The organism is Clavibacter sp. MX14-G9D (assembly GCF_032917815.1).
Taxonomy (GTDB): domain Bacteria; phylum Actinomycetota; class Actinomycetes; order Actinomycetales; family Microbacteriaceae; genus Clavibacter; species Clavibacter michiganensis_K.
This window is the reverse complement of the sequence record NZ_JAVCVL010000103.1, coordinates 1-9,453: the sequence shown is the minus strand read 5'-3', so window position 1 is coordinate 9,453 and position 9,453 is coordinate 1. Positions and strand designations below refer to the sequence as shown.

Genomic DNA, 9,453 nt, shown 5'->3' with positions numbered 1-9,453 from the left:
GGCGGTCCGCCGCGGGGATCACGGCGCGCCGGCGCCCGGCCCGGCGCGCTCCCCAGCGCCCCGCCCGGCGCCCGGTACCCCGCCCCACCACCGATTCAGCGGATGCCGAATTCCGTTCCCTACACTCGCGGGGTCCGCCCCGGGCATCGCGCGCCCCGCGCGGCCGGCGCCCGACGGATCCTGACGCCCGACCCCCCGACAGAACGAGAGGCCGCATGAGCGCCATCAGAGCCGTGTCCCCCGGCGAGATCCACCCGAGCGAGGGATACGACGGCTTCGTCGGCTGGGTCCTCTCGCTCATCGAGGTGCTGGGGGAGGTGGGGGTCGGCCTCGCCGTCCTCATCGAGACCTTCGTGCCGCCGATCCCCTCCGAGGCGATCCTCCCCGTCGCCGGCTTCCTCGCCTACGAGGGCCGCATGAGCGCCTGGGGCGCGTGGGCCGCCGCCACGGTCGGCGCGCTCGTCGGCGCCCTCATCTGGTACGCGATCGGCGCCGCGCTCGGCCGGGACCGCACCCGCCGCCTCGTCGGCCGGATCCCGCTGCTCGACCACGCCGACTTCGACAAGGCCGAGGCGTTCTTCCTCCGCTGGGGCGGCACCGCGGTGCTCGTCGGCCGCTGCGTGCCGCTCGTTCGCTCGTTCATCTCCATCCCGGCGGGGATCGAGCGCATGCCGCTGTGGCGCTTCTCGCTCTACACGGTCGCCGGATCCGCCGCCTGGAACGGCATCTGGGTGGGCCTCGGCTTCGCGTTCGGCCCCGCCATCCGCCCGGTGCTGGAGGAGTGGAGCGGCCTCATCTCCTACGCCGCCGTCGGCGTCATCGCGCTGCTGGTGCTGTGGTTCGTGGTCACGCGGCTGATCCGGCGGGTGCGGACGGCCTGAGGTGCCCGACCCCGACTCCCACGGCACGGACTTCGCCTACGTGGCCGGATCCGGCACGCCGCCTCGCCCGGATCCGGCCGTCGCCCCGTTCGACCTGGTGATGGAGGCCGTCGCGATCCTCCTGGACCAGGTGCGGCGCCCGCCGTACCGGTGCCGCGTCGTCAGCGTCTTCGGCGGCGCCGTGACGCAGCACGACGTCGTCGTGCGCCCCCTCACCGGCTCCTACGTCTGCACCGACCTCGCCACCGGCCGCGTGGACTCCTCCGACGGGGTCTCGCGGGTGCGCCTCGTCGGGGGCGAGCCGGAGGAGATCGCCGCCCACCAGGTGCCGTCCGTCCCCCTGCCCGCCCGGCTCGCGTTCCCCGAGCGCCTGCCCGTGTGGGGGCGCTCCGGGGAGCACCGGATGACCGGCGCCGTCCGCCTCGGGGACGAGATCGTCGTGGAGCTGGCGAGCACCGGCGACCCGCACCTGCGCGGATCCCTCACGGTCGATACCCGGCGCCGCCTCGCGACCAGGCTCGACCTCGTCGGCGACGTGCTCCGGAGCGAGGACCTCGGCGCGGACGGATGGGTGCGGTAGCCCGCGCCCCGCGCCTCGCGCCGTCGGCCCCCACCGCCGCGCCTCCCCTCTGCCAGGCTGGGAACCATGCAGACCCCCGGCGACCGCGCCGCCCTCCCCGACGACGCCCGCGCCGAGTCCCCGGAGGGGTCGGCGCATCCGGCCGAGATCCTCGTCCTCCGCGCCATCAAGCTCGGCGACATCCTCGTGGCCGTGCCCGCGCTCCGGGCGATCCGCCGGGCGCACCCGGACGCGCGCATCCTGCTCGCCACGACCGGCTGGCTCGCCCCCGTCGTGCGCCTGCTCGGCATGGTCGACGAGCACCTCCCGCAGCAGGGCTTCGACCACCCCATCGCGCGCGAGCCCGGCACGGTCGACCTCGCCATCAACCTGCATGGCGCGGGCATCGAGAGCCGCACCCTGCTCCACGAGCTGCGCGCGCACCGGACGCTCGGGCACGCCGCACCCGAGCTCGACGGCATGCCCGCCGCCGACGGCCCCGCGTGGGAGGACCACGTCCTCGAGCGGTACCGCTGGGCGCGGCTCGTGTCGTGGCACGGCATGCCCGCGGATCCGGACGACGTCGGCATCCTCGTGCCCGCCGAGCCGCCCGTCGCGGAGCACGCGGTCGTGATCCACGTGGGCGCCGCCTACGGATCCCGCCAGTGGCCCGTCGACCGCTTCGCCGAGGTCGCCCGCGCGCTCGCCGACGAGGGCCGCACGGTCGTCTTCACCGGCAGCGACAAGGAGCGCGAGCGCGCCCTGGAGGTCGCCGCCCTCGCCGGCATGCCCACCTCGACCGTGCTCGCGGGCGAGCTCGCCCTCGACGCGTTCGCCGGGATCATCGCCGCGGCCGACCTCGTCATCTCCGCCGACACGGGCGCCGCGCACCTCGCGACCGCCTACGGCATCCCCTCGGTCGTGATCTTCGGCCCTGCCCCGCCCGAGGAGTGGGGCCCGCCCGCGGCCGGCCCGCACATCGTGCTCACCGACGCGTCGCAGCGGCTCGGCGACACGTTCTCGGCGATCCCGGATCCGGCCCTCCTCGCGATCACGCCCGCCCACGTCCTCGAGGCGGCCCGCTCCCTCGACGGGCACCGGGTGGTACGGCCGCTCACCGGCGAGCCGCGCGACTGATCCTCCGGACTGATCCGCCCGCCCCGAACCGGGGCCCGACGCGACCGCCGATCCCTGCGAGCATGGGCTGGCGGGTCGGTGGCGGCCGGCTGGCGGGTCACCGGCGGGTCGCTGGCGTGGTGCCGTCGGGAGGGGCGCATCGAGCATGGGACGCATGAACACGACACGGATCATCGAACTACGTCAGGCGCAGGGCTGGACCCAGGAGCGCCTCGCCACCGAGAGCGGCGTGGGCGTCCGCACCGTCCAGCGGCTGGAGGCCGGGGAGGACGCGAGCCTCGAGACGCTCTCCCTCGTGGCGGAGGCGCTGCGCGTCCCCGTCCGCGACCTCTTCTCCACCATCGACGACGCCGACCTCACCAGCCGCGTCGACTCCCTCGAGGCCCGCGCGAGCGAGCAGCAGGCGGCCCGCGACCGCACCACGCGCGCCTGGCTGCTGCTCTACGTCGGCATCGGGGTCGTGCTGACCCTCGTGGCCTTCACCATCCCGAACGGGCTGGCCCTGTTCCTCGCCTACTGGCTGGGCGGCACCCTCATCGCGGTCGCCCTGCGCCGGCTCCTCCTCGAGCCCCGGCTGGATGCGCGCTACCCGCTGTCGCGCAGCACCCGCACCCGTCGTCAGCGCCGGAGGGAGCAGCGTGCGGCGGAGCGCGTGGCGGGATCCGCCCACCCGGACGGCGCAGCCGAGGACGAGGCGCCCGCTCCCGCCCGGATCAGCTGACAGCTGCGCCCGTGGCCGGCTGCACCCCCGGCCACGGCACCGTCGCCGCCGGCCACGCGGACGCGACGAGCGCATCCCGCACCCGCCGCTGCGACTGCACCGCGTCGAGGCTGTCGGTGCGGAAGGCGAGCGCGAGCGACACGTCCGCCCAGTACGCGTCCCAGCCGTCGTAGGTCGCGAAGACCCGCGCGCCGACTTGCCGGATGAGCGCCCAGGCGTCGTCCGCAGGCAGGTACCCGGCGACGTAGGCGTAGCGGATGGCTCCGATCGTGCGCTCGCCGTCGCCCGCGAGCAGCAGCACGGGCGGCCGGCCGTCGTGCGGCCTCGTCAGGTCGATGATCTCGAACTCGCTCCGGCCGGTGAGCGCCGCCATGCGCGACACCATGCGCTCCGCGTCGTCGGACGCGGCCGCCTCCGCGAAGCGCGCCGACATCGGCCCGAGCCTCCGCGCATCCGCCACGAACAGCTCGATGTCGTCGCGCGACGCGATGCGGAACTGCGTGTCGAGGGCGGCGCGGTGCTGGGCGAGCGTCGTCATCGGCAGGCCCGCCCACTCGTACCCGGTCGCCCCGTCGGCATGCTCCGCACGCAGATCCGCGGGCATCTCGGCCCACGTCGGCTGGAACGCGAGCGACGAGTTCCAGCCGCCGAAGGAGTGGTCGCTCACCGCGTCGAGCGCGAGCAGCTGCTGCTCCTCGAGGAGCAGCGGCCGGATCCGCGCCTCGGCCACGTACGCGAGCTGGTCGCGTCGCGGAGCCCGCGCGTCGATCTGCTGGAAGACGACCGCCGCGACGAGCAGGCCGACGCCCATCCCGAGGGCGAACAGGACGATGGGCATGGCCGGGCCGCCCTCCGGCTCGCCGGACGTCGCCACCACGATCCCCAGCGCCACGCCGGCCGCTCCGAAGGGCAGCGCCAGGGCGGTGACGAGGAGCGCGCGCCTCTCCTTCCCGCCGCCGGGCCTCGACCGCTGCGCGTCGAGCATGCGGGCGTGGCGCAACCGCGCGCGCACGGGGAACTCGGTCTCGCCGGGGTGGTTCTGCAGCGTCACGCCCGCAGCCTAGCCAGCGGGCGGATCGGCGCCGACCCGGTGCGGGCCGGCGTAGGTCAGCTGTAGTCCGCGAACACCGTCCTCGCCGCCCCGTCGAGCCGCATGGTGCCGCCGTGCGGCAGGATCCACTGCGGCCGCGTGTGCCCGAACGGCACGCCCACGCACACGACCGCGCGCGGGTTGTAGCGGGCGATCTGCTCGATGACGGTGTCGCGCTGCTCGGCGCGGATCCGCGCCCGCTCCTCCGCGGACGGCACGGGGGCGCCGAGCACGGAAGTCGGCGGGCGGGCCACGAGCACGCCGGCGACGACGTCGAGGATCCCGCGCTCGCCGAGCGCCCGCACCCACCGCCTCACGCTGGCGGCCGACGGCACCTCCTCGCTCGTCTCGAGCAGCAGGATCCCGCCCTCGAGCCGCGCGACGTCGGGCATGCGCCCGGCCATCGCGATCTGGTCGATGACCTCGATGCAGCCGCCCCAGGTGGGGCCCTCCACCGTGGCCGCGGGTCCGGCCCACATCCACGGCTCGGTCGCGTCCCGCGAACCGCCCTCGGTGAGCGCGCGGGGATCCACCCAGTCGATCCCGAAGTCCTCCGACTCCCCGGGCTCGGTGATCTCCAGCTCCCCGCCCTCGATCAGCGCCGCCCGGAGCGACCGCAGGTGCACGTCGTCGATGCCGGCGCCGGCGCCGAGGTGCACCTGGGTGGATCCGCCGTAGAAGGAGGGGATGCCGAGGCCCGCGAGCAGGTTGTGCAGGTTCGTGTTGTCGCTGTACCCGAGGAACGGCTTGGGGTTCCGGGCCAGCTCCTCGATGTCGACGTGGGGGATGACCGTGACCTGGTCGTCCCCGCCGATGGTGGCGAGCACCGCGCGGATGGAGTCGTCGGCGAACGCGGCCGTGATGTCGGCGGCGCGGTCCTCCGCGCTCGCCCCGACCCGCCGGGTGGTCGGGTACTCGACGGGGACCAGCCCGGTCGCCTCCTGGAGCCGGCGCATCGCCTGCTCGTGGATCTCGGGTGCGACGCCGGGGGCGGCGGACGCGGGCGACAGCACGGCGACCCGGTCACCCGCCTCCGCCTTGGGCACGGCCTTGCGGAACCGGGAGGAGGTGGAGGGGATCATGCGCTCATGCAAGCAGGTGCGGCTGGCGTCCCGCCCTACGGCCCGCCCAGCCAGTGGTCGATGCGGTGGTGGTCGGGGCTGAAGCCGTTGCCGACGCCCCAGATGACCGCCTGGGTGCGGCTCTGCACCTGGATCTTCCGGTAGATGGAGCGGATGTAGCTCTTCACCGTGTTGGGGGAGAGGTACGTGAGCGCCGCCACCTCCTGGTTGCTCTTGCCCTGCGTGATGAGGGCGAGGATCTCCGACTCGCGGTCCGTGATCCCCTCCCGCTTGCCCGGCCAGTCGAGCGAGGGTGCGCTCGCGGCCCGCAGCGGTGCGGTGGAGAACTGCTCCTCCCCGGCGTGGATCCGCTCCAGCGCCTCCACCAGCTCCCGCGCCGGCAGCGCCTTGGAGAGGTAGCCGTGCACGCCCTGCCGGCGCGCGTCGGCGATCAGCTCCGGCTGGAAGTTCCAGGTGTAGACGACGACGTGGGTCGCCCGCGGGTTCCGCACCAGCTCCGCGATCTCGTGGTGGTCCGACTCGGGCTGCGCGAACGAGTCGTAGAGGACGATGTCGATCTCGTCGGAGAGGGCCGCGTTCGCGTCGATCTCGGCCACGACCACCCGGTCGCGGTAGTCGTCGAACATGTGGGCGAGGCCCTTCAGCACCACGTCGTAGTCGTCGACGAGCGCGATCGTGACGGGACGGGTGCGGGTGGCGGGCATGGGATCACCATCCCACCCCCAGGGGTGTGCCGCCACACCCTGCGGGGTGGGACGTTGGATCCATCGCCCGATACGGGCATCCACCGTGCGTCTCCTGGACGTGCTTGCACAGAAGAGGGAACCCCATGCTCGGACTCATCATCAGCCTCATCGTCATCGGCCTGATCGCCGGCTTCATCGCCCGCGCGGTCGTCCCCGGCCGCCAGCACCTGTCGATCCTCATGACGATCGTGCTCGGCATCGTCGGCTCGTTCGTCGGCGGGTTCCTCGCCTTCCTGCTGTTCCAGCGCGACGCGATGGACGGCTTCTTCCAGCCCGCCGGCATCATCGGCTCCATCATCGGCGCGATCATCGTGCTGCTCGTCTGCGTGAAGGTCGGCGGCCGCAAGTCCGTGCGCCGCTGAACACGGCCGGGCGACCCGTCGATGCGCTGGCGCGCACCTGACGACAGCCGGTAGCGGAGGAGACGAGGGGCGGGCGGCCGAGGAGGCCGCCCGCCCCTCCGTCGTGTGCGGGGATCACCCGCCGGTCGCTCGATGGCCGGCGACGGTCGGGCCCAGCAGCGGCGCCCGCGGATCCCGGAGCGCCGAGCGGGCGGCCGCCGCGAAGCCCTGCATCGCCTCCCGCCAGTAGGCGCCGGGTGCGATGCCGCACGCGCGCAGCGCCGCGCGGTGGTCGACGACGATCACGGTCGCGGCGCCCGCGGCGACGACCGTCCACGCGGCGCCGACGAGCGCGCGCAGGGAAGCGGGGGTGTCGCGGAAGCCGGTGCGGAGGCGGTCGACCTGGAAGCGCACGTGGTCGCGCTCGTCGGCGGCGATGCGCTGCCCGAGGGCGCGGAGCGCGGGATCCGGCGCGTGGTCGGCGAGCGCGTGGAAGTACCCCGTCGCGACCGTCTCCGCGATGAGGAACAGGCTGATCTCCGTCCGCAGCCCGATGAGGTGCCGGAGCCGGGTGAACGCCGCGTCCGTCCAGTGCCCGGGGAGCGCGGGCGCGTCGAGGTGGTCGAGCGCCCGCAGGAACAGGGCCGCGTGCTTCCGCTCCTCCTGCACGAGCAGCGCCAGCGCGTGCGTGTAGACGGGGTCGCCCGCGTCCGTGGCCATCCGCAGCAGGTGCGCGCCGTCGCCGCTCTCGCCGAGCGCGAAGCGCTGGAACGAGCGCACGAAGGCGCGCCGGGTGCGGGCGTCCATCGGGGAGGGCGCGCCGGTCGGGATCAGCTCCTCGGGCGTCAGGTGCCCGTCGGCGTTCCGCTGGAAGTGGGCGATCCAGTCCGCCGCGGTCGCCATGCGGGGCGTGCGGGCGAGGCCCGGCTGGGGTCGATTCGTCGTGCGCGTGATCGAGGTCATGGCCCGACGCTAGGAGCGGGCGCCCTCCGGCCTCGCCCGTCCGCAGGGTGACGTGCGCGAGCCCGAAGCCGCATCCCCGCGCGCGAGGATCGCCCGCGCGATGCAGCGTCGTCCGACCCGCGGACCACGCCGCGCGTCACCCGAAGACGCGGCGCACCACCTCGTGCTCCTCCTCGAGGCCGTCCCACTCGTCGGATCCGTCGGGGCGCGCCGACTCGTTCACCATCGCGAGCGCGCCCGCGTACCCCGCGTCCTGCAGCACCCGGAGGGACCGGGCGTAGTCGACGTCGTCGAGGCTGCCGTCGTCGTAGCGGTGCGCCTTCGCGTGGCACGTCACCGCGTGCCCGGCGATGCGGGCCAGCTGCTCGTGCTTGTCGGGCATGGTCCAGTTGCCGAGGTCGATGAGGAGGCGCACGTCGCCCGCGTCGGCCAGGAGCGCGAGCACGGCGTCCGCGTCGGGCATCATCTCGCGCCAGTTCTCGACGACCACCTGGATCCCCGGGTGCCCGTCCGCGAGCCGCGACAGCCGCCGGGCGCTCGCCGCGAGCAGCTCCGGCGTGGGCGCGCTCCGGCCCGCGCCCACGCGCGCGTGGTGGGCGCCGAGGGTGAGGGCGTCGTCGAGGAGGCCGGAGATCCACCGCTCGTGCAGGTCGGCCTCGGTGGGGTGCACGAGGTCGCCGTCGTCGACGAGGAACGCGTCGAGCACGATCCCGGACGACTCGAGCGAGGCCCGCAGCTCCTCCAGGTAGGAGGCCTCGCGCGTGGGCAGCTGGAAGTGCGCGAGCTGCACGGCCGCGTAGCCGCGGCGCGCGAGCTCGGCGGGGAGGTCGAGGAGGTCGAGGGCCCCGGCGGCGCGGCCCCCGGGGGTGACGGGACCGGATCCGTCCGGCCCGGCGACGCGCGGATGCCCGAGCGTCCCGTCGAGCGACCAGGCGTGGACGGCCTTGTCGGTCGGGCGGGTGCTGCCGGTCGTTCCGGCCGGTCCGGTGGCGTGGTCGTCGACGGTCATGCGGGCCTCCCGTGTCGCCCGCATCGGCGCGGGGCATGCGTACGATCGTACGGGCGGGCATGCCGCCGCGTCACGGCCGGCCCCGTCCGGTCCGGTCCGACGCGGACGGATCGCCCGCATCCCCCACCCCGCGATCACCGCCGAACGAGGAGCGCCATGGACATCGTCGTCTGGAACGAGAACGTGCACGAGAGCCGAGGGGACGCGACGGTCCTGTCGCACTACCCTGACGGGATCCACCAGGTCGTCGCCGACGGGCTCCGCGAGCTCCTCGGCGACGACGCGAGCGTGGGCACCGCGACGCTGCAGGACCCCGAGCACGGCCTCAGCGAGGAGCGCCTCGCCGCCACCGACGTCCTCTACTGGTGGGGCCACGTCGCCCACGGCGAGGTGGACGACGCGGTCGTCGAGCGCGTGATCCGCCACGTGCACGCCGGCATGGGCCTCGTGGTCCTGCACTCCGGCCACTACTCGAAGGTGTTCACGCGCCTGATGGGCACCACGTGCTCGCTGAAGTGGCGGAACGACGGCGAGCGCGAGCTCGTCTGGACCATCGCGCCGCAGCACCCCATCGCCGAGGGCGTGCCGCACCCCATCGTCATCGACCGCCAGGAGATGTACGGGGAGCAGTTCGACATCCCGCGCCCCGACGAGGAGGTGTTCCTCTCCACCTTCGCGGGCGGCGAGGTGTTCCGCTCCGGCGTCGCGTACCACCGCGGACGCGGCCGCGTCTTCTACTTCTCGCCCGGAGACCAGGAGTACCCCGTGTACCACCACCCCGACATCCGCCGCGTGCTCGCGAACGCCGCCCGCTGGGTCGCCCCCACCGCCGGCCGCGCCGACCTCACGGCCGACCAGCACCCGCGCGACTGGTTCCTCGCCCGATGAGCGCCGCGAAGGCGACGCCCGCCGTGCCCGCGGAGC

The 9,453-nt window shown here is 74.6% G+C and carries 11 protein-coding genes; 6 read left to right on the top strand and 5 right to left on the bottom strand.

The genetic code is table 11. From position 1 onward, the window contains the following. The first annotated feature begins 215 nt into the window (after positions 1-215). The 4 genes from Q6969_RS09550 to Q6969_RS09535 all read left to right on the top strand — a co-directional run bounded on the left by Q6969_RS09550 (position 216) and on the right by Q6969_RS09535 (position 3,298). Positions 216-881: a DedA family protein gene (locus Q6969_RS09550; RefSeq protein ID WP_317230225.1), complete on the top strand. Its 666-nt coding sequence runs from the start codon at positions 216-218 to the stop codon at positions 879-881. A gap of 1 nt (position 882) precedes the next feature. Further along, positions 883-1,461, top strand: coding sequence for a hypothetical protein (locus Q6969_RS09545; RefSeq protein WP_317230224.1), 579 nt, complete (start codon positions 883-885; stop codon positions 1,459-1,461). A gap of 66 nt (positions 1,462-1,527) precedes the next feature. After that, a complete protein-coding gene (locus tag Q6969_RS09540) occupies positions 1,528-2,577 on the top strand; it encodes a glycosyltransferase family 9 protein (protein ID WP_317230223.1) in 1,050 nt (349 codons plus the stop codon). 154 nt (positions 2,578-2,731) lie between these two features. Next, positions 2,732-3,298, top strand: coding sequence for a helix-turn-helix transcriptional regulator (locus Q6969_RS09535; RefSeq protein WP_317230222.1), 567 nt, complete (start codon positions 2,732-2,734; stop codon positions 3,296-3,298). Here the strand turns inward: Q6969_RS09535 and Q6969_RS09530 are convergent. The 3 genes from Q6969_RS09530 to Q6969_RS09520 are packed head-to-tail and all read right to left on the bottom strand — an operon-like array spanning position 3,291 to position 6,174. Then, the gene (locus Q6969_RS09530; protein WP_317230221.1) at positions 3,291-4,349 is read right to left on the bottom strand and encodes a DUF1266 domain-containing protein; all 1,059 of its coding nucleotides are present in this window, start codon (positions 4,347-4,349) and stop codon (positions 3,291-3,293) included. The genes Q6969_RS09535 and Q6969_RS09530 overlap by 8 nt on opposite strands. 56 nt (positions 4,350-4,405) lie before the next feature. Continuing rightward, a complete protein-coding gene (locus Q6969_RS09525; protein WP_317230220.1) occupies positions 4,406-5,470 on the bottom strand; it encodes an LD-carboxypeptidase in 1,065 nt (354 codons plus the stop codon). Positions 5,471-5,505: 35 nt separating this feature from the next. Then, complete coding sequence (locus Q6969_RS09520; protein ID WP_317230219.1) at positions 5,506-6,174, bottom strand: response regulator transcription factor; 669 nt, start codon at positions 6,172-6,174, stop codon at positions 5,506-5,508. Between the two features lie 125 nt (positions 6,175-6,299). Here Q6969_RS09520 and Q6969_RS09515 point away from each other — a divergent pair, with 125 nt between their 5' ends. Then, complete coding sequence (locus tag Q6969_RS09515) at positions 6,300-6,578, top strand: GlsB/YeaQ/YmgE family stress response membrane protein (protein WP_317230218.1); 279 nt, start codon at positions 6,300-6,302, stop codon at positions 6,576-6,578. A 114-nt stretch (positions 6,579-6,692) separates the two neighbouring features. On the opposite strand, the gene Q6969_RS09510 is transcribed toward Q6969_RS09515, so the two are convergent. Continuing rightward, on the bottom strand, positions 6,693-7,520 hold the full coding sequence (locus Q6969_RS09510; RefSeq protein ID WP_317230217.1) for a ferritin-like domain-containing protein: 828 nt from the start codon (positions 7,518-7,520) through the stop codon (positions 6,693-6,695). A 136-nt stretch (positions 7,521-7,656) separates the two neighbouring features. Further along, positions 7,657-8,529: a TIM barrel protein gene (locus Q6969_RS09505; RefSeq protein ID WP_317230216.1), complete on the bottom strand. Its 873-nt coding sequence runs from the start codon at positions 8,527-8,529 to the stop codon at positions 7,657-7,659. Positions 8,530-8,685: 156 nt separating this feature from the next. On the opposite strand from Q6969_RS09505, the gene Q6969_RS09500 reads away from it, so the two are divergent. Then, a complete protein-coding gene (locus Q6969_RS09500) occupies positions 8,686-9,417 on the top strand; it encodes a ThuA domain-containing protein (RefSeq protein WP_094116622.1) in 732 nt (243 codons plus the stop codon). Positions 9,418-9,453 lie beyond the last annotated feature (36 nt).